General features: G+C 69.6%; 18 protein-coding genes and 1 pseudogene. 15 read left to right on the forward strand and 4 right to left on the reverse strand.

All coding sequences use genetic code 11. From position 1 onward, the window contains the following. Positions 1-389 precede the first annotated feature (389 nt). Both BS329_RS45320 and BS329_RS45325 read left to right on the forward strand, forming a co-directional pair. The gene (locus BS329_RS45320) at positions 390-734 is read left to right on the forward strand and encodes a tyrosine-protein phosphatase (RefSeq protein WP_279628252.1); all 345 of its coding nucleotides are present in this window, start codon (positions 390-392) and stop codon (positions 732-734) included. Continuing rightward, positions 662-1,090 (forward strand): tyrosine-protein phosphatase, encoded by a 429-nt coding sequence (locus tag BS329_RS45325; RefSeq protein ID WP_279628253.1) that lies wholly within the window; start codon positions 662-664, stop codon positions 1,088-1,090. Before BS329_RS45320 ends, BS329_RS45325 begins: the two co-directional genes overlap by 73 nt. Positions 1,091-1,094: 4 nt before the next feature. Here BS329_RS45325 and eccCa read toward each other — a convergent pair whose 3' ends face one another. Continuing rightward, a complete protein-coding gene (gene eccCa, locus BS329_RS39050) occupies positions 1,095-5,036 on the reverse strand; it encodes a type VII secretion protein EccCa (RefSeq protein WP_076168330.1) in 3,942 nt (1,313 codons plus the stop codon). 152 nt (positions 5,037-5,188) lie between these two features. Between eccCa and BS329_RS39055 the strand changes: the two genes are divergently transcribed. From BS329_RS39055 to eccD, 6 genes are read left to right on the forward strand one after another with little or no spacing between them, the layout of a single operon-like run. Beyond that, positions 5,189-5,971 carry a WXG100 family type VII secretion target gene (locus tag BS329_RS39055; RefSeq protein WP_076168332.1) on the forward strand — a complete coding sequence of 261 codons (783 nt, stop codon included), beginning with the start codon at positions 5,189-5,191 and terminating at the stop codon, positions 5,969-5,971. Between the two features lie 20 nt (positions 5,972-5,991). Then, on the forward strand, positions 5,992-7,041 hold the full coding sequence (locus tag BS329_RS39060) for a hypothetical protein (RefSeq protein WP_076168334.1): 1,050 nt from the start codon (positions 5,992-5,994) through the stop codon (positions 7,039-7,041). Positions 7,042-7,058: 17 nt separating this feature from the next. Next, the gene (locus BS329_RS39065; protein ID WP_084750776.1) at positions 7,059-8,408 is read left to right on the forward strand and encodes a WXG100 family type VII secretion target; all 1,350 of its coding nucleotides are present in this window, start codon (positions 7,059-7,061) and stop codon (positions 8,406-8,408) included. A gap of 5 nt (positions 8,409-8,413) precedes the next feature. Next, complete coding sequence (locus BS329_RS39070) at positions 8,414-8,932, forward strand: hypothetical protein (RefSeq protein WP_143253415.1); 519 nt, start codon at positions 8,414-8,416, stop codon at positions 8,930-8,932. Next, positions 8,929-9,258, forward strand: coding sequence for a YbaB/EbfC family nucleoid-associated protein (locus BS329_RS39075; protein ID WP_016336001.1), 330 nt, complete (start codon positions 8,929-8,931; stop codon positions 9,256-9,258). Before BS329_RS39070 ends, BS329_RS39075 begins: the two co-directional genes overlap by 4 nt. Further along, positions 9,255-10,631 carry a type VII secretion integral membrane protein EccD gene (gene eccD, locus BS329_RS39080; RefSeq protein WP_076168337.1) on the forward strand — a complete coding sequence of 459 codons (1,377 nt, stop codon included), beginning with the start codon at positions 9,255-9,257 and terminating at the stop codon, positions 10,629-10,631. The genes BS329_RS39075 and eccD overlap by 4 nt, the downstream gene beginning before the upstream one ends. 148 nt (positions 10,632-10,779) lie before the next feature. Here the strand turns inward: eccD and BS329_RS39085 are convergent, their stop codons facing one another. Next, a complete protein-coding gene (locus BS329_RS39085) occupies positions 10,780-11,853 on the reverse strand; it encodes a type VII secretion protein EccE (protein WP_425266396.1) in 1,074 nt (357 codons plus the stop codon). Positions 11,854-12,000: 147 nt separating this feature from the next. Between BS329_RS39085 and eccB the strand changes: the two genes are divergently transcribed. The 3 genes from eccB to BS329_RS39100 are packed head-to-tail and all read left to right on the forward strand — an operon-like array spanning position 12,001 to position 14,815. Beyond that, complete coding sequence (eccB, locus tag BS329_RS39090; protein ID WP_076168340.1) at positions 12,001-13,425, forward strand: type VII secretion protein EccB; 1,425 nt, start codon at positions 12,001-12,003, stop codon at positions 13,423-13,425. A 14-nt stretch (positions 13,426-13,439) separates the two neighbouring features. Next, entirely contained in the window at positions 13,440-14,162 is a 723-nt protein-coding gene (locus tag BS329_RS39095) for a response regulator transcription factor (protein WP_244197464.1), read from the forward strand. Next, positions 14,159-14,815 (forward strand): response regulator, encoded by a 657-nt coding sequence (locus BS329_RS39100; RefSeq protein WP_076168343.1) that lies wholly within the window; start codon positions 14,159-14,161, stop codon positions 14,813-14,815. The genes BS329_RS39095 and BS329_RS39100 overlap by 4 nt, the downstream gene beginning before the upstream one ends. 101 nt (positions 14,816-14,916) lie before the next feature. Here the strand turns inward: BS329_RS39100 and BS329_RS43160 are convergent. Beyond that, positions 14,917-15,015: pseudogene (locus BS329_RS43160) on the reverse strand (SMP-30/gluconolactonase/LRE family protein); the annotation flags it as partial. 62 nt (positions 15,016-15,077) lie between these two features. Then, entirely contained in the window at positions 15,078-15,872 is a 795-nt protein-coding gene (locus BS329_RS39110) for a carbon-nitrogen hydrolase family protein (protein WP_076168352.1), read from the reverse strand. Positions 15,873-15,956: 84 nt separating this feature from the next. On the opposite strand from BS329_RS39110, the gene hisD reads away from it, so the two are divergent. The 4 genes from hisD (at position 15,957) to BS329_RS44050 (ending at position 19,249) form a co-directional block, all read left to right on the forward strand. Continuing rightward, positions 15,957-17,282 carry a histidinol dehydrogenase gene (gene hisD / locus BS329_RS39115; protein WP_076168344.1) on the forward strand — a complete coding sequence of 442 codons (1,326 nt, stop codon included), beginning with the start codon at positions 15,957-15,959 and terminating at the stop codon, positions 17,280-17,282. Continuing rightward, positions 17,279-18,379, forward strand: coding sequence for a histidinol-phosphate transaminase (locus BS329_RS39120; protein WP_076168346.1), 1,101 nt, complete (start codon positions 17,279-17,281; stop codon positions 18,377-18,379). The genes hisD and BS329_RS39120 overlap by 4 nt, the downstream gene beginning before the upstream one ends. Further along, positions 18,376-18,975 carry an imidazoleglycerol-phosphate dehydratase HisB gene (gene hisB, locus BS329_RS39125; RefSeq protein ID WP_076168348.1) on the forward strand — a complete coding sequence of 200 codons (600 nt, stop codon included), beginning with the start codon at positions 18,376-18,378 and terminating at the stop codon, positions 18,973-18,975. The genes BS329_RS39120 and hisB overlap by 4 nt, the downstream gene beginning before the upstream one ends. 118 nt (positions 18,976-19,093) lie before the next feature. Further along, the gene (locus BS329_RS44050) at positions 19,094-19,249 is read left to right on the forward strand and encodes a hypothetical protein (RefSeq protein WP_167480061.1); all 156 of its coding nucleotides are present in this window, start codon (positions 19,094-19,096) and stop codon (positions 19,247-19,249) included. The last annotated feature ends 56 nt before the right edge of the window (positions 19,250-19,305 follow it).

Consider the following 19,305-nt stretch of genomic DNA (forward strand, 5'->3'; position numbering starts at 1 on the left):
GTGGTCATGCCCATGATCATACTCGAACACGCGTTCGACAGCAATCGGAGGTGGTTGGTGATTTCAAGTGGTGAGTGCACCACCTCTAGCCTGGCAATACGTTGCTGAACGCTTCGATCGGCTTAAGCCATCCCAGCGTCTGCCGCGGCCTGTCGTCGAGTTCGTCCTGCGAATATCCGGACAGGTCGGCTCCCTTGGCAAGTATCGGCGCGGCAACCCACTCGTGTTCTCAGAATGAGTGAGGATCGCAAAAATAGACCGGCATGCCCGTTCGCCATGGTGAACTGCTTATGGCGGTTCATCTCGCGGCCCGATCCCAAGTGACGTTGTTTTGATGACGTCACGCGAAGTGGTGCCAACCGAGTGCGGGGGTGACGCGTCTTGTGACTGTGACCGATGGCAGAGAGCTTTCTTGGGACGGGTGCGTCAATGTTCGTGACCTGGGCGGACTGGGGCAGGTCAGACCGCGTGCGGTGGTCCGGATGGAGGCGCCGACGCGCTTGAGCGAGGACGGGTGGGCGGCGGCCTGGGCGCACAGGGTCCGCACCGTGATCGATCTGCGCGATACCGACGAGCGCGAGCCGGAGCGCGCGCCGAGACCACCGGGAATCACGACCGTGTACGCCCCGCAGGATCCGGTCGGCACACCGTTCTACGAGCGGTGGAAAAGATCGACGGCTTGGGCTCGCCGCTGTACTACCCGGCGATGCTCGTTAACCACCCCGAGCCGGTGATCACCGCCGTGCGGGCGATCGCCAACGCCGCACCGGGGTGCGTGGTGTTCCATTGTGCCGGTGGCAAGGACCGGACCGGGCTGCTGGCCCTCGTGGTGCTCACGCTGGCCGGAGCGGCGCCGGACGAGATCATCGCCGACTATCTGCTGACCTTCGACCGCATGAAGCGACGGTATGACGAACTCGGTTTCCGTGACCAGCTCACCGCTGTGAACGAACTCCTCGCCGCCCGCGACACCACCATCGAGGCGTCGCTGACCTCGACGATCACGGCCTTGAAGATGCCCGGTTTCCTCCTCGACAACGGTCTTTCCGATACCGAACTCGCCGCTCTGCGCGCCCGCTTGACCAGCTGAAGAATCAGTCCTCCACGGGCTTGGTCCAAGCCACCTGAACGAGCCCCGTCCCATGCCGCCGCGAAACCAGCACACCCCGTCCAGCGGGCTGAGGTCCCGGCTTCACGTCTCCGAGCAGCGCGCCCTCGTCCCGCGAGCCGGACATCACGATCCCCGGCGAGCCCAGCTCGCGAATCCGTTGCAGCACCGGCTCGAACAGCGAACGGCCGGCACCGCCGCTCCCGCGCGCGACGACGAGGTGCAGGCCGATGTCCCGTGCCTGCGGCAGGAACTCCAGCAACGGTTGCAGTGGGTTCCGGCCGACGGTCGCGACCATTTCGTAGTCGTCGACGAGCACGAACAGCTCCGGTCCCCGCCACCACGACCGGTTGCGTAACTGGTCCGGCGTGACGTCCGCGCCGGGAAGCCGGTTCCGCATGGCCTGCTGGCACTGTTCGATCAGCCCGGTCAGCGCGGTCTCGGAACCGGCGTAGCCCAGCAGATGCGACTCCGGCACCGCGCCGAGCATCCCTCGCCGGTAGTCGGCGACGATGATCGCGGCCTCGGTGGGCGAGTACTTCGCGACGATGCCTTGCGCGATCGCGCGCAGCAGCGAACTCTTGCCGGATTCCACATCGCCGAAGGCGAGGAAGTGCGGTTCGGTGGCGAAATCGAGGTATACCGGCCGCAGATTCGATTCCGCGATACCGAGCGTGACCTGCTTGCGCGGCCCGGCTTCCAGCGAGTCCAACGGCACTTCGGACGGGAGCAGGCGCACCGCGGGCGCGGGCTTTCCCTTCCACGCCGCGGAAATCCGCCGGTTCAGATCCAGCCCGCCGGCGCCGACGGTGTCCGGGCGCTGATCCGAGTCGATCCGGGGGAGCGCCGCGAGGAAGTGCAGTTTGTCCGCCGTCAGCCCGCGCCCCGGCTTGTCCGCCGGGACGTTCTGCGCGATCTTGCGGTCGATCAGCGAGTCCGCCGGTTCACCCAGCCGCAGTTCGAACTTGGTGCCGATGGCGTCGCGCAACGGCGCCCGCATGCCCATCCACTGGTTGATCGAGACGACGACGTGGATCCCGAACCCGAGCCCGCGTGACGCCAGGCTGGTGATCTGTTCCTCGAGCTGTTCGTATTCCTGCCGGATCGTCGTCCAGTTGTCCACGAACAGGAAGACGTCGCCGAATTCGCGGCCTTCCGTGCTCTCCTGGAACTCCGCGCGCCGCTGGCGGAACGTGGTGATCGACTCGATCCCGCTGGCGGAGAAGAACTCCTCCCGCTGTTCGAGCAGGGTCGTCAGTTCCGCGACGACCCGTCGGCAGCGCTGGGCGTCGCGCCGCGTCGCGTAGCCGGAAACGTGCGGCAACCCGGCGATCGGCGCCAGCGCGCCACCACCCATGTCCAGCACGAACAGCTGGACCTCCGCCGGAGTGTGCGTGAGGGCGAGCATCGCGGCGATGTCGCGCATCAGCGTGCTCTTGCCGCTCTGCGGCGCCCCGACGATCAGCGCGTGCCCGGCGGCACCGGAGAAATCGGCCCACAGCATGTCGCGCCGCTGCTCGAACGGCTTGTCCACCAAGGCGACCGGGATCATCAGCTTGCCGTTGCCGCCCCAGCCCAGCGGGCACAGACCGCGTTCGGGGTCTTCGCCGAGCGGCGGCAGCAACTGGTCCAGCGTGGGTGGTTCGGCCAGCGGTGGCAGCCAGATCTGGTGCGCCTCCGGGCCTTTGCCTTCGAGCCGCGAGAGCATCGCGCCGATGATCGTCTCGCCGGTGCCCTTTTCGACCGGTTCTTCCGCCTCGACGGTCACCGGGATCTCCACCGGCGCCAGCGTGAACGGCATCAGCCCGAGACTCCGGCCGTCCTTGCGCACGATCTTGCTGCGCGGCGGCAACTCGCCCGAGACGTACGCGGCCTTGAGCCGGATGAGGGTGTCGTTGTCGGACTTCAGATACGCCGAGCCCGGCACGGGCGGAAGCTGGTAGGCGTCCGCGACACCGAGCACCGCGCGGCTCTCCGACGCGGAGAACGTCCGCAGGCCGATGCGGTACGACAGATGCGAGTCCAGCCCGCGCAGCCGCCCCTCCTCCAGCCGCTGCGACGCCAGCAGCAGATGGATCCCGAGGCTCCGCCCCAGCCGCCCGATCGCCACGAACAGGTCGATGAACTCCGGCCGCGATGACAGCAGCTCGCTGAATTCGTCGATGATCACCAGCAGCGACGGCATCGGCCGCAGGCTGACGCCCGATTCCCTGGCCTTTTCGTAGTCCCGCACCGACGCGTAGTTCCCGGCCGCGTGCAGCAGCTCCTGACGCCGCAACAGTTCGCCGTTGAGCGCGTCCGCCATGCGGTCGACCAGCGCGAGATCGTCGGACAGGTTGGTGATGACGGCGCAGGTATGCGGCAGCCCGGTCATCCCGGCGAAGGTCGCACCACCCTTGAAGTCGATCAGCGCGAGGTTGAGCTTTTCCGACGAATGGGTGACGGCGAGCGCGGTGACCAGCGTCCGCAGCAGTTCGCTCTTACCGGAACCGGTCGCGCCGATGACCAACCCGTGCGGGCCCATCCCGCCTTCCGCCGACTCCTTGAGGTCCAGGTCGACAGGCCGGCCCTCGGGGTTGATGCCCAGCGGGATCCGCAGCCGGTCGCGTGCCGAACGCGGCGCCCAGGTGACCGCTGTGTCGGTCTCGCGCGGGTCGCCGATGCCGAGCAGCCCGGCCAGCCCGAACGTCGCCGACATCGGCGCCTCGCTGACCACGGCCGCGCCCTGGAACAGCGGCGTCAGCATCCTGGCCAGCGCTTCGGCGGCCCCGCGGTCCAAAGTGTCCGGGGTGCCGAGGAAACCGAGCCGCTGCTCGGCCCCGTCACCCACGACCATCCCCAGCTGCTCCGGGCTCATGTGCAGGCTCAGCAACCGTTCGGACGACACCGACCGCGGCCGCTCCGCGCCGACCTCCACGACGGTGACGCCGAGCCTGCCCTCCTCCGCGACGAGCCGCGTGTCGCCGAGGGTGTGCCCGCCGTCCACGATCACGACGACATGCGGCGAATCCAGCCGGGATTCCGGCCGCCTGCTGAAGGCGGGCCGGTCGCCGAGATCGGGGCCGAGAAGGTCGGCGAGCTTTCCGGAGTCGGCGTCGACGAGCCGCCGCGGACCGGCCGCGTCGACGGCGGTGGAGGCCACGTGCGGCAGCCATTTCGCCCATTCCCAGTCGTGCAGCCGGTCGTTCTTCACGCACAGCGCGATCCGCAGATCACCTGGCGAATGGAAGGTCGCGAGCTGGGTCAGCATCGCCCGCGCGGTCCCGAGCGTGTCCGGACGGCGGCCGGACAGCGTGACCTGCGCGAACGACCGCAGCGAGACCGCGACCGGGAGACCGTCGACCGTCGAATAGGTCCGGATGAAGTGCTTGAGGTTCGTCGAGCACACCGGGTCGAGGTCTTCCAGCGGCACGGTTTGCGGCGCTTTCAACGGCGTCGCGAGCCGTTGCGGCCCCGTCCCGACCCGCACCTGCCCGAACTGTGAATCGGACCGGCGACGGTCCCACAACCTCCCTGTCTCGATGTACGCCCACAGATCCGCGGGATCGGGCTGCAACGCCGCCATGGCCGCGCGCTGGTTGTCCGCGATCTCCCGGACCTGGCCGCGCAAACCGGTCAGATAGCGCTGGTAGTCCCGGCGCTCCTCGTTGATCTGCGCCTTCTTCGCCGCGCCACCACGCCCGAGCGACATCACGACCATGCCCGCCATCGCGGTGAGGAACAACGCGCCGAAGATATAGGTCATCACCCCGCCGTCGCGTCCGATGTAGACGAACGACATGGCGCCCATGCCCAGCATCATCGGCATGAACATCAGCAGCTGCATGGCTCCGCCGGAGGAGCCCTTGGGCAGCATCGGCGGGGACTGCAACACGATTTCACCGGGCTGCTCGCCCAGGGCCGGCAGGCGGTCGCGAGTGGCGCTCATCAGGGTCTTTCTGGCCGCTTGTGGGTAATCCTGCCGATCATTCTGGCCACTCGTGCCGCCCTTGCGGTGGGTACTTTTGCCGTCCGCTCACGTCTGGTGGCGAACTTACGCTGCTGGTCACGCAGACGTGGGGGAACGAGAGAAGGAGAACCATGGTCGGCACGGGCGAGTACCGGGCGGAGCCCGAGGCCATGCGCTCGGCGGTCGGGAATCTGGGCGGCATCATCATGCAGGGCATCAACGTCGTCGCCGACCTCGAACGCACCGTCCTGCAGCCGATGTCGTTCGCCACGTTCGGCAGCGCGGTGGCGGCGGCCAACACGGCGATGCAGAGCCAGCAGGTGGTCGCGGTCCGCACCCTCCTGCAACTGCTGCAGCAGATCAACGGCTTCATCAAGAGCAGCGCGGACGCGTACCAGGCCGCCGACGAGGCGGTCGCGGGCGGATACGGCGGCCGCCCCGGCGGCGGCGCGGCGGGCTCCGGCTCGTCGTCGATCTGGGGGAACTCGCACGCGTCCGAGCTGGCGACGCTGGCCATCAACGACAGCGCCGGGAGCAACGGCGAGCCTTCGTCGGTCGGCAATGTGCTGCGCTACCTGGGCGACGCGCGGTTGGGGCAGCTCGGCGACCACCCGATCACCGACGCGCGGTTCCAGGGCGTTTCGGATTTCAACGACTGGCTGGCCGGTGACGCCGACAACCAGGCGCGGGTCGGCGTCATCGAGGTCTACGCCGGTACCGCGCGCAACTTCGGCGACGTGCCGGGCGGGGTGCACAGCGGCGACGTCGTCGTGGTCGAACCGCTCCTGTTCTCCGACAGCAAGCCGATCATCGCCATCGCCGGAGAAGGCGGGCAGCTCTACAACCACGGACTCGTCGAAGCGGAAATCAACGGCCTGGCGAAGGTCAGCGTCTACCGCCCGGCTTCCGTCTGACTTCCGGCCTGAGGAGCGACATGCTGACATACCCGAATTCCAGCGCGATGGACGCGACGGCGTCCTCGGGCGGGCCGATCACCATCCTGCCGCAGATCCTCACCGGTCAGCCGGAGCAGATCGCGAAGCACGTGCTCGAAGTGCTCAAGAAGGCCAACGAGTTCCTCACCATGTACAACGAGGTGACGAAGGCCGCCGAGCAGCTGAAGAAGATCTGGTCCGGTGGCGCGTCGGACTCCGCGATGAAGAAGATCACGGACTCCTTGAACTCGCTGACCAAGATCGTCCAGGTCGTGCAGAAGGGCGCGGAGCTGCTCGGCATGGCCGGGACGCTGATCAAAACCGCCCAGACGGCCTACAAAGCGGTGGTCTCCGCGGTGAACCCCACGGTCGCGGGCCTGATGTCGAATCCGTGGACCTACGGAGCCGCCGTCGCGCTTTCCACCGCCACCAGTGCTTCGCTGCGCGCGTTCATCACCGCGATCGGCGCGCTGCTGAAGGCGCTCGGCGTCGTCGACCTCGCGAACCAGATCACCCAGATCGCCACCATCATCGGCGAGGTCCAGAAACTGTTCGGGCACAGCGATTCCGGCAACGGTTCGGCGGGCAACGCGGCCATCTCCGGTACCCCGGTCACCAACCCGCAGGCGCCGGGTTCGGTCGCCAGCGGCGCGGGGCAGGCCGTTGTCGGCGGCTCCGGTGGTGGCAGTGGTTCCGGCGGTTCCAGTGGGACGACGCCGGGGGAGACACCGCCGTTCACCCAGTATCGGCCGCCCGCTTTGGGCGGCAACGGTTCCCAGGGCAACTGGCCGGGCGGCGCGGACTCCTGGATCCCGATCGACAGACCGTCGGGCGGCGGCGCGGGCGGCACCGGTTCCCTTCCCGGGGCGGTCGCGGGCAACAGGAACACCGTCACCATCACCACCGACCTGAGCACCGGCCGCTCCACCGTGCAGGCGCCGGGTGGTCAGGACATCGACATCGACATCGACATGAACTACGGCGGCAAGCACTTCGAACAGCACATCGACATCGATTCAGGAGCTGACTCACCGGCGAAGGGCAGGTAGCCGTGTCGGGGAGCGGTGTGGTCGACGCGTCGGGCGTCGTCAGCTCGATTTTGTCGAATTACCGGCGGCTCGTGGTCGAGTACCAGCGGCGGGTCACCGGTGACCCCTCGGCACTGAACGCGGCGGGCCGGCGGTGCGGTGAGCGGGCTTCGACGGTTTCGGGCCGGGCGGACGAGATCGCCAAGGCGGCGAAGGCGCTCAACGCGTCCTGGGAGGGTGACGCCTACACCGCGTTCGCCACGGCCGCGGCGAATCTGAGCCAGGAACTCGCCGAGCTCGGCGCCGAACTGAGCGACCAGTCGAACCGGCTGCGAGCGGGCGCGCAGGCCTTGCGGGGCGCGAAGTCCTGTGTGGACTCGATCCTCGCCCAGTTCGACCAGTACGCCGCGCAACTGACCAGCCAGGCGCGCACGGCGAACGCGAACGCGGTCAACGCGTTCATCTCCGCCGCCCGCCAGCTCGGCGAACGCGCCGCGCAGGCGGCACAGGAGATCGCCGACGAGCTGAGCGAAGAACTCGCGCGGCTGTTCCCGCCGGAGGGCGCAGGCCGGATCGAGCACGAACTCGGCAAATGGGGACGCGGCCCGTTGTACTGGCTCAACGGTGAAGCGCTCGACGGCCGCAAGCGCCCGCGCTCGCATCCTTCCTGGTTCGGCAACTCCGGCTGGAAGAAGCTCACCTGGGACGGTCTCGAAGGCACGCGCGCCCCGCGAGCCGGTGACACCCCGTTCGGCAGGCCGAAGCCGGAAGGCCTGCGTGACAAGGCCTGGAACAGCACCGAGATCACCTATGCCAAGTGGAAGCAGGAGCAGGACGGTTTCATCCCGGGGTGGGACGCCAAGGTCTCCTCGCAGGGCTGGGATCTCAAGGCGTCCGGGCACGCCGAACTTGCCGCGTTCAAGGAAGAACTCGAAGGCAGGAAGGAATGGGGCGTCGCTTCGGGCAGCGCCAAGGGAACCGCGTTCGTCGGCGGCGAGGTGAACGGTTCGCTCCAGGCGGGCGCGCACGGTGTCGGCGTGCACGCCAACGCTTTCGTCGGCGGTAAGCTCGAAGGCGAGCTAGCGGCGGACGTGGCCGGGGTGGGCGTCGGCGCGAGCGGGACCCTCCAATATGGACTCGGCGCGCAGCTCGACGGCCAGGCCGTCTACGACGCCGGGCACATCAAGGTCAACTTCAAGGCGGGCGTCGCACTCGGTCTCGGCGCCGGGCTCGGCGCGAAGATCGACATCGACCTGCCGAAGATCGCGGACACGGTCGGCGAGTACGGTGGCGCCGCCGTCGACGCGGTGAGCGGGGCGGCGGGCCAGGCCGCGGACGCCGTCGGCGAGGCTTGGGACGACGCGATCTCCTCCGTGGGCACGTGGTGACAGGGATGAGCGAAACGATGACGCAAGACCGGGTTTCCCTCCCGCTCGGCTTCGACATCCCCGATGGCTGGGTGCCGGTCGAGCCGTCGTCCGTCGGCGCCGAGGGCGCGGTGTTCGTGGCCGTGCACTCCGTGCCGGACGGGGAGTTCACCCCCAACATCACCCTGAGCGTCGGGCAGCGGCCGGACCCGGCGCGGATCACCGAGATCGCCGACGAGGCCGTCGAACGCCTCGGCCGGTCCATGGCCGCGCTCGAAGTGGTCCAGCGCAAGGTGATCGGCAGCGAGGCCGCCCCTGGCGTGACGCAGCTGCTGCGCATCCGCACCGGAGAGGGGCAGGAACTCGTGCAGACGCAGGTGCAGCTGACCGTGCCCGGCGCGAGCCCGGCCGACCGGCTGATCCTCCAGATCGCCTGCACCGCAACGTCCGAGACGGCACGCCGGCTCGGCGACGACTTCCGCAGGTTCGTGGCGAGCGTCCACGTCCGGCGGGATTTCACCGCAGATGAAGGAGAAAACTCGTGACCACGGACCCCTACGCCATGCCGGACATGGACGAGTTGCTGGACCAGGTCCGCAAGCAGACCGAAGAGGTGCAGCGCATCCAGCGTTCGGTCGAGGCGATGGAGGTCAAGGCGCACTCGCGGCAGAACGAGGTCACCGTCGTGCTGCGCGGTGACGGCCGGTTCACCTCGATCGACATCGACCCGCGCGCGGTGCGCCAGTACGACGCGCGCAACCTGTCGGAGATCGTGCTGGAGGCGGTCAACAACGGGTTGCAGAAGCTGGCCGAGGCCAGCAGCGCCAAGTTCGCCCCGGTCATCGAGTCCGCCAAGTCGATCGAAGCATGACGGCCGCGATCGCCGGCTCCACCCGGCGCGTCACGGTGGTGACACCGCGGGCGCGGGTCGATGTGGCGCTGCCGCAGCAGAGCACGTTCGCCGAGCTCGTCCCGCAGCTGGTCCGGCTCGCGGGCGCGTCCGGACAGGCGTCGGCCGAGCATCCGGGCTGGGTGCTGTCGCGGCTCGGCGGCGCTCCGCTCGCACTCGGCCTCACCGTCGCCGCGGCGCAAGTGCGCGACGGAGAGGTACTGCACCTGACCCCGCGGGAACGCCCGCGGGGTCCGCTGCTGTTCGACGACGTCGTCGATTCGATCGCCAGCGTCGCCGAGTCGGGCACCGGCCGGTGGGGACCGACGGTGGCGCGCAAGGCGGGCATTGTCGCGGCGGTGGTCCTGCTGCTCGCCGGTGGCCTGCTGGTGCAGGCGGCCGCGTCGGGCAGTGTGCTGGCGCCGATCGGGACCGGGCTGCTCGCGCTGGTCCTCGTGCTGGGCGGCGGCGCGCTGAGCCGCGCGTACGGCGACGCGGAAGCCGGTGCCGCCGGTGCGCTCGCCGGGGTCGGCGCGGCGTTGCTGGCGGGGATGTCGATCCTGCCGCCGCATCCGCTGTTCTCGCTGTCGGCCGGACCGCTGGCCGCCGGGCTCGCCGTGGTGACCGTGTACGGCGTGATCGCGGCCGTTTCGGTGGCGGACCGGCTGCCGTGGTTCGTCGCGGTCACCGTCGCCGCCGGCCTCGGCGCGATCACCACCGCCATCGTCCTGCTGGCCGAAGTCCGCCCGGTCTCGGCGGCTGCCGTGGTCGCCGTCGTGGCGACGGCGCTGGCCGCGGTGGCGCCGATGATGGCGCTGCGGCTCGGCAGGCTGCCGCTGCCCCGGGTCCCGGACGACATGGACGCGTTCCGCGCCGACGAGGACCCGTCGCTGGGTGAGGACATGGTCGGCGGGACGACGTACGCGCAGGCGTTGCTGACCGGGCTGCTCGTCGCGCTCGGGCTCACCGTGGTCTCCGCGTGTGTCGTACTGGCGTCGTCCGGCGGGGCATGGGAAGCGGGCCTGTGCGCGTTGCTGGGGCTGGCGCTGATGTCGCGTTCGCGCGCGTTCGCCGGTCGTTCGCAACGGCTCGTGCTCGTCGGTTTCGGCGCGGCTGCCTTGGCGTCGGCCGGTTTCTGGCTCGCCGCGGACGGACCGCGTTCGTTCGTGTTCGGCGCGGGCTGCGCCGTCGTCGTCGCGGCGGGCGTCTGCCTCACTTATGCGACGCGGGTCGCGAAGGGACGCCGTTCCCCTTACTGGGCGAGGACTCTCGACATCGTCGAGTTCCTGGTGCTGCTGTCGCTGATCCCGTTCGTCGGCATGATCGCCGGTGTCTACGAGGCCGTCCGGGGCTAGCCCCCTCACGCAATTCGTCCTCTAGTTGCGGTACTTGCACCACGTAAGTACCGCAACCAGAGGACGAATTGCGTGAGTGATTTACGTGTCCGTGAAGGACTCCTTCCCTACCCTCAGAGAGGAAAGGAGTCCTTCACGGACTGTCCCCTCAGTCCTCCAGCGCCAGCGGCAGGGTCCGCCGGACCGCCGCCGCGTGCCGTCCGTGCAGCGGGGTCACCGCGATCCCCGCGGGCCGCGCCGTTTCCGCCCCCGGCCGTCCGCCGACCCGGATGGTCACCTCGGACTTCTCGCGCCCGCCAGGGGTGCGGTGCAGCGTGTACGAAGTCGCGGTGAACGCCGAGCCGGGAACGTGAAGATCCAGCGTCCGCGCGAGATTCCGCTCCGACCGCGGCCGGTAGCAAACCTGCGAAGCGCCGCCCCAGTCCCAGGAACGCCAGCCGTTCACCGGGGCGTCCTGGCCACTGCCGAGCGCGACGCGGAGTTCTTCGGCCACCTCAACGGCTTCGAGCACGGTGCTCTCGAATCCGGCTTCGGCCAGCGCGCCCATCAGCGACAGCGCCGCGCAGGCGGTGCTCCGCAGCGCGCCGAGTTCTCCGCCGCCGCGGGCGAGTGCCGCGATCGGCGCGTCCTCCGGCCGGTACCGCACGGCGAGCCAGCGGACCCGGATCAATGACTGTCCATTGGGGACGGTCCAGGTCAGCAGTTGCGCGCTGGACAACGGGATCCCGGTGCTCGCGTAGGCCTCGCGCAGGATGGCGACCAAAGTGTCCGGATCGGGTGCGACGGCGCCCCTGGTCAGCCGCACGATGGCGCTCCAGCCGTCACCGACCTCGGCGACGCCGAAGCGGTTGCCCGCGCGGTCGACGTGCTGGCGGACCCGGACGGGACCGGCGAGCCGGTGCAGCGGATCGGGGACCTCACGTTTGTCGCGACGCTTCAGCCGGAATCCGGCCCAGGTGAGCAGCCAGCCCGCGACATGGCGCCCGGCGAAGCGGACCGACGTCGTCAGGACGAGGACCGCCGCCACGGCCGTGATGGTGATCCGCGCGGACTGGGGGATCCCGTCGACGGCGAAGGCCAGCAGGATCGCGATCCCGGCGATCTCCCAGAGCGCCGCTTGCAACGGGCGGATCGGCAGCAGCCAGGGCAGTGGCGCCGCGCCCGCGGTGCCGTGTTCCGGGGCCTGGCGTGGGGTGGCCACCGCCGGGGCTTCAACCGACAAGGAATTCCCCTCCTCCGTGCACGCGCCCGACGGTAATCCCGTCCGACGCGGGGGAGGGGCGTAAAAATTACCCTCACCGCGAGCCTTGACGGAACCTAACGTGATGGACCTTCGGACGGGTGGGTACGAACGGCGGGGTACGGGAGCGTGTGGACGCAGCGGGACCAGATCCAGGCCTACCAATTCCTTCGCAGGAGGCTGGTTTCGGCACTGGTCTCGGCGGACGCCAACCATCCGGTCGCCCCCAGCAGAAGGCTGGTGATCGGAACCCTGTGCGGTCTCGGCGTGGCGTTGCTGGTCACCGCGGTCTTCGGCGTGATCGGCCTGCTGAATCCCTCCGGCGGTAAGGACTGGCTGGCGGGCGGCAAGGTCATCGTCGAGGAGGGCACCGGCGCCCGGTACGTCCTCGGCCAGGACGGCGCGCTGCATCCGGTGCTCAATTACGCTTCCGCGCGGCTGATGGCGGGCGGCAACGGCGAGGCCACCGTGACCGTCCCTTCGGACAAGCTCGCGAAGGCCCCCCGTGGTTCGCAGATCGGCATCCCCGGCGCCCCCGATTCCCTGCCCGCGGCCGCCGTGCTGCTGAAGACCCCGTGGACGAGTTGCTCGCGCACGACCCAGGACGCGCCCGCGTCGGCCGAACCGGAGACGACGGTGCTCCTCGGCGCGCCCGCCGCCGGGGTCGACCTGCCGAAGGACCAGGCCGTCGTGGTCCGGGTCCCGGAAGGCGGGCGCTACCTCGTGACGGCGGGGCGCCGCTACAAGCTCACCCCGGAAGCGGCCGCGGCGTTGCAGTTCGACACCTACCAGCCGATCGCGGTGTCCTCCCGGTGGATCGGCACCGTCGCCGCCGGACGCGATCTGGCCTACCGCGCGGTCGAGGACGCCGGACGGCCCGGCCCGAAGGTCGGCGGCACCACGACGAAGGTCGGTTCGGTACTCGGCGTCATCGACGCGATGGCGTCCCCCGACGACGCGACGTCGTACTACCTCGTCCACCCCGAAGGGCTCGAGCCGATCGGCCAGACCGAGGCGAGCCTGCTGATCAACACGCCGCAGAACGCGGACGCCTACACCGGCGTCCCGGCCCCTGTCGCGGTGCGCGCGGCCGAAGTCGCCGCGGTGCCGAAGGTGGGCACGGCGAGGACGGGCGGGGCCGATCCCGCGGAGTATCCGGACCGGATCCCGCGAAAAGCGCCCGTTACCGGACAGTCCGTGACGCTATGCGCCCAGGGTTCTCGAATTGTTATCTCCGCACAGGTCCCGTTGCCGCAAGGTGCGAAGGCGATCCCGGTGACGGCGCGGACGGACGCGCTGGTCGCCGACGCGGTTTTCGTGCCTCCGTCAGGAGGCGCGGTGGTGACGGAATCCGGTTCCGGCACGGTTTACGTCGTGACCGACACGGGCTTGAAGTACCCGGTGGCGAGCACTGAGGCACTCGCTTCCCTCGGTTACGGCCAAGCCGAACGGCAACCGGTTCCGAATGGGTTGCTGGCACTGGTGCCGCGAGGGCCCGCGCTGGATCCGGCGCAGGCCGGACGTGCGGTGTCCGCGGCGGGTGGGACGGGGTGAGCGGGAACGTGCAGATGACTGAAGACAGGCCGGAGACCGATCGGGTCGACGTCGCGGTGATCGAGGACCATCCGTTGTACCGGCACGCTGTCGTCCGGGTCCTCACCGAGGCCGAGGGGATCGAACTGGGCGCGGTGGTCGATTCGGTCGCCCGGTTCCATGTTCACCCGCAGCCGCCCGGCAGCGTCGTGCTGCTCGATCTCGGCCTGCCGGGGATCGCCGGGGCGGCGGCCGTGCTCCAGGTGTGCGAATTGGGGCATCACGTTCTCGTGGTGTCCGCGCAGGCGGAGTCCGAACAGGTGCTCGGCGCGATCGCCGCCGGCGCGAAGGGATTCCTGTCCAAGGACGTCGACGTCGACGAACTGCTGATCGCGATCAGGACGGTCGCGCAAGGCCGGGCCTACGTTTCCGCGGTGGTGGCCGGAATGATCATCAAGGACAACGCCGACCGCCCCGTGCCTGCCCCGGACGTCGCGCTTTCGGCGCGGGAAAAGCAGGTCCTGCGGCTGGTCGCGGCGGGCGAACGCGACGTCGACATCGCCCGCATCCTGGGTATCGGAGTCCGGACGGTCCGCGGTTATCTGGACCGGATCCGTGACAAACTCGGAGAGAGAAGGCGGGCCGGTCTGGTCCGCAAGGCCATCCAGCTCGGGCTCGCGTCTCCGCCGGAGGTGCCCGGTCCGTCTCGGCCGGTCGCGCCCCGCGACGACGCGGGCGGATTCGAAGGACGCCGGTGAACGCAGACGAGCAGCAGCCGAAACGCACCACACCGATCAACGTCGGGGTGATCGAAGATCATCCTTTGTACCGGGACGCCGTCGCGCGTGTGCTCACCGAAGCGCCGGACATCGAGCTGGGCGCCGTCGCCGACTCCGTCGCCCGGTTCGCCGTCCAGGAACAGCCCGCGGGCAGTGTCGTCGTCCTCGACCTCAAGCTGCGCGGTGTCCAGGACGCCGCCGCGGTGCTCGAAGTGGGGCAGATGGGGCACAAGGTGCTCGTGGTGTCCGCACACGCCGAACAGCCCGAGGTGCTGGGCGCCATGCAGGCCGGCGCGAAGGGCTTCCTGTCCAAGGACGTCGACGGCGACGAACTCCTGCGCGCCATCCGCACCATCGCGGACGACAACGCGTACGTGTCGCCGACGCTGGCCGGAATGATCATCCAGGACAGCGAAGACCGCCACGCCGGGCCCAAGATCGTGCTGTCCGAACGGGAAAAGCAGGTCCTGCGGCTGGTCGCGGCCGGTGAACGGGACGTCGACGTCGCGGAGATCCTGAACATCAGCGTGCGGACGGTGCGGTCCTATCTCGACCGGATCCGGGACAAGACCGGGGAGCGGCGGCGGGCCGGATTCGTGCGGGTGGCGATCCGCGAAGGGCTGCTGCGCTAGCGCTTCACCACGTCACCGGCCTGGCCTTCAGGTACTTACGTTGTGGCCGGGGGCGGCTGAGACCAGCTGCGCTGCCAGCCTTACCTCGGCCCCGAGAAGTTCACCCGCAGCTTCCCGATCCGCGTCCCGTCCGGCGCGAGACAGTGCAGCCCGTCGTGCGCGGCCGCCCAGACCCGGCCCGCGGCGTCCAGGCGCACGCCGGGCGTCACCGGGACGCAGAGGATCGGGGTGCTCGAATCGTTCTTCGAGCGCTCCGTGGACGCTAGAGGCGACGGTTCGCCAGAGCCCCCGTCGCCGCCCGCGCCTTCCCGCTGACCGCCGGATCCACGTCGACGACCACGGTCTCCGGTCCGGCGCCCAGCCGGGCGTGAACGCGGCCGAAGCCGTCGGACACCGTCGAGTAGCCGATCCCGGTCGGCGCCTTCGGGTTCACCTGTGTCCCGCTCGCGACCGGATCGGCCTGCCCGCAGCCGAGGACCCAGCAGCCGGAGTCGAGCGCGCGGGCGCGCACCAGGACCTCCCACTGTTCGCGTTTGCCCTCGCCCGCGCCCCAGGACGTCGGCACGAGGACGATGTCGGCGCCGTCGTCGGCCAGCTTCCGGAATAGCTCGGGGAAACGGATGTCGTAACAGGTCACGACGCCGAAGGTGACCCCGTCGACCTCGAAGGTCACCGGCGCGGTTCCGGGCGCGACCGTGTCGGACTCGGCGAACCCGAACGCGTCGTACAGATGGATCTTGTCGTAACCGAGGTGATGGCCGCCGCCGGTGACGAGCAGCGTGTTGCTGACGCGACCGTCGGGTGATGGCGTGAACATGCCCGCGACGATCACGACCCCGTGCTCGTCCGCGATCGACGCCACAGTGGACGCCCATGGTCCGTCCAAAGGTTGTGCGAGTGGTTTCAACGGGACACCGAAGCGCGCCATCGTCGCTTCGGGGAAGACCACGATCCGCGCGCCGTCGGCCGCCGCGGCGACCACGCCTTCGCGAATCAGCTTCAGGTTCGTATCGGGATCCTCCGCCGCCGTGAGCTGGCACAACCCGATTCGCGGCACGGCGGCCTCCCTCATCGTGGGATCGCTGGTCACCACCCCAGTGTGCCTGCTCGGCGCGATCCGGCCACCTCGTACCCTTGAGCCATGCTGAACCGTACCGACCTGCGTGGACAGGTCCCGTCCGTTGCCGAACTCAGGAGCACGCTTCCGCGTGCCGAGTACGACGTGGACGCGGCGCTGCATCACGTACGGCCGGTGGTCGAGGCGGTCCGCGACCGCGGCGTCGAGGCGGTTCTCGAGTACACCGAGAGGTTCGACAAGGTCCGCCCCGGCGGTGTGCGTGTCGCCGCCACCGAGTTGACGAGCGCGCTCGCGAACCTGGACCCGGCCGTCCGCGAGGCACTGGAGGAGTCCATCCTCCGCGCCAGGAAGGTCCACGGCGATCAGCGCCGCCAGGACGTCACCACCGACGTCGTCGACGGCGGCACCGTCACCGAACGCTGGATCCCGGTGGAGCGCGTCGGCCTGTACGCGCCGGGCGGGCTCGCGGTGTACCCCTCGACCGTGGTGATGAACGTCGTCCCGGCGCAGATCGCCGGTGTCGGCACGCTCGTGCTGTGCTCGCCGCCGCAGGCCGCGTTCGGCGGCCTCCCGCACCCGACGATCCTGGCCGCCGCCGAACTGCTCGGCGTCGACGAGGTGTGGGCCGTCGGCGGCGCGCAGGCCGTCGCGCTGCTCGCGTACGGCGGCACCGACACCGACGGCGCGACGCTGGAGCCGGTCGACATCGTCACCGGACCCGGCAACATCTACCTCACCGCGGCCAAGCGGCTGCTGCGCGGCATCATCGGCATCGACTCCGAGGCAGGCCCGACCGAGATCGCGATCCTCGCCGACGGGACCGCCGACCCGGTGCACGTCGCCGCCGACCTGATCAGCCAGGCCGAGCACGACCCGCTCGCCGCGAGCGTGCTGGTCACCACGTCCGAGGAACTCGCGGACGCGGTGGACAAGGAACTGTCCGGGCGGGTGACCGCGACCAAACACGCCGAGCGAGTGACAGAGGCCTTGAGCGGCAAGCAGTCCGGCATCATCCTCGTGTCCACTGTGGACGACGGGCTCCGCGTTGTCGACGCGTACGCCGCGGAACACCTGGAGATCCAGACCGCGGACGCGCGTGCGGTGGCCGCCCGGGTGCGCAACGCGGGCGCGATCTTCGTCGGGGCGTACGCGCCGGTCTCGCTCGGCGACTACTGCGCCGGGTCGAACCACGTCCTGCCCACCGGCGGATTCGCGCGGCACTCGTCCGGGCTTTCGGTGCAGAGCTTCCTCAAGGGCGTGCACGTCGTCGACTACAGCGAGGACGCCCTGCGTGAGATCGCCGGCCGCGTCGTCGCACTGGCCAACGCCGAAGACCTGCCCGCGCACGGTGAGGCCATCACGGCGCGGTTCGAGGGGGAGCGGGCATGACCATCGGCGAGGAGATCACCCTCGACGCGCTCCCGCTGCGGGAGGATCTGCGAGGCAAGACCCCGTACGGCGCGCCGCAGCTCGACGTGCCGATCCGGCTCAACACCAACGAAAACCCGTACCCGCCGCCGGACGCGCTGGTCGCGGACGTCGCCGAGGCCGTCCGTGCCGAGGCCGCTTCGCTGCACCGGTACCCGGATCGTGACGCCGTCGCGCTGCGGCAGGACCTCGCGGACTATCTCGCGGTGTCCACCGGCGTGCTGGTGTCGGAGTCGAACGTGTGGGCCGCCAACGGGTCCAACGAGATCCTGCAACAGATCTTGCAGGCCTTCGGTGGTCCCGGCCGGTCCGCGCTGGGGTTCGAGCCGTCGTACTCGATGCACCCGATCATCTCGGCGGGTACCCGCACCGACTGGCTGCCGGTGCCGCGCCGCGCCGATTTCACGCTCGACACCGAGAAGGCGGCCGCGCTGGTGCGGGAACGCCGTCCGGACATCGTGTTCGTGACCAGCCCGAACAATCCGACGGGCGGGTCGATCCCGTTCGGCGAGCTGCGCGGGCTGCTCGAAGCGGCGCCGGGCATCGTGGTGGTCGACGAGGCGTACGCCGAGTTCTCGTCGCAGCCGAGCGCCATCGAGCTGATCGAGGAGCACCCCGCGAAGCTCATCGTGTCGCGCACGATGAGCAAGGCGTTCGCCTTCGCGGGCGGGCGGCTCGGTTACCTCGCGGCCGCGCCCGCGATCGTCGACGCCTTGCAGCTGGTGCGGCTGCCGTATCACCTCTCGAAGCTCACACAGGCCGCCGCGCGGGCGGCGCTGCGGCACGCGGACGCCACCCTGGCGTCGGTCGCCAAACTCGCGGCCGAACGCGACCGTGTGGTGGAATCGCTGCTGGGCTTGGGATTCACGCCGGTTCCAAGCGACGCGAACTTCGTCCTTTTCGGACGCTTCGCGGACGCGCCCGCGACCTGGAAGTCCTATTTGGACAACGGCGTACTGATCAGGGACGTCGGCATCGAAGGGCACCTGCGGGTGACCATCGGGACGCCGGAAGAGAATGACGCCTTTCTCGAGGCCAGCAAGGAGGTGCCGCGATGAGTCGCGTCGGCAAGGTGGACCGCGCCACCAGGGAATCGTCCATTTCGGTCCAGCTCGACCTGGACGGCACGGGACAGGTGGAGATCGACACCGGTGTCCCGTTCTACGACCACATGCTCACCGCGTTCGGGGTGCACGGCTCGCTCGACCTCAAGGTGCAGGCGACCGGTGACGTCCACATCGACGCACACCACACCGTCGAGGACACCGCGATCGTGCTCGGCCAGGCGCTGCGGCAGGCGCTCGGCGACAAGAGCGGCATCCGCCGCTTCGGCGACGCCTGGATCCCGATGGACGAAACCCTCGCGCACGCCGCGATCGACGTCTCCGGGCGGCCGTACTGCGTGCACCTCGGCGAGCCTGAGCAGTTCACCAGCTTCACCATCGGCGGGAACTACCCGTTCGTGCTGACGCGACACGTGTTCGACTCGCTGTCGTTCCACGCGCAGATCGCGTTGCACGTGCGCGTGCTGCACGGCCGGGATCCGCACCACATCGCCGAGGCCGAGTACAAGGCCGTCGCCCGCGCTCTGCGTGCCGCGACCGAGCCGGACCCTCGGGCCGGCGGGATCCCCTCGACCAAGGGCGTGCTCTAACCGCCGCGTTTCGTCCTCTGGTTGCGGTCCTTGCGCGTGCAACTACCGCAACCAGAGGACGAATTGCGGGGAGCACCCGGGAGGTCGGGCGGGTGAGGGGTGTGGCAGGGTGGCGGGCGTGAGTAACTCGACCATCGCCGTGCTGCTGTTCGCGCTCGGCGGCTTCCTGCTCGGCGGCGTTTACGCGACCTGGAAGAGCGTCAAGTTCCTGGCCGTGGTGCTGGGTATCGGTGCGCTGCTGGCGATCGGCGGCGCCATCGCCTGGCTGGCCTGAGGCAGGCGAAGATGGCGTGTCGCGAAAGCCACTTTCGCGACGTCTGATGTCCCGAA

Origin of the sequence: Amycolatopsis coloradensis (genome assembly GCF_001953865.1) — a bacterium.
Lineage (GTDB): Bacteria > Actinomycetota > Actinomycetes > Mycobacteriales > Pseudonocardiaceae > Amycolatopsis > Amycolatopsis coloradensis.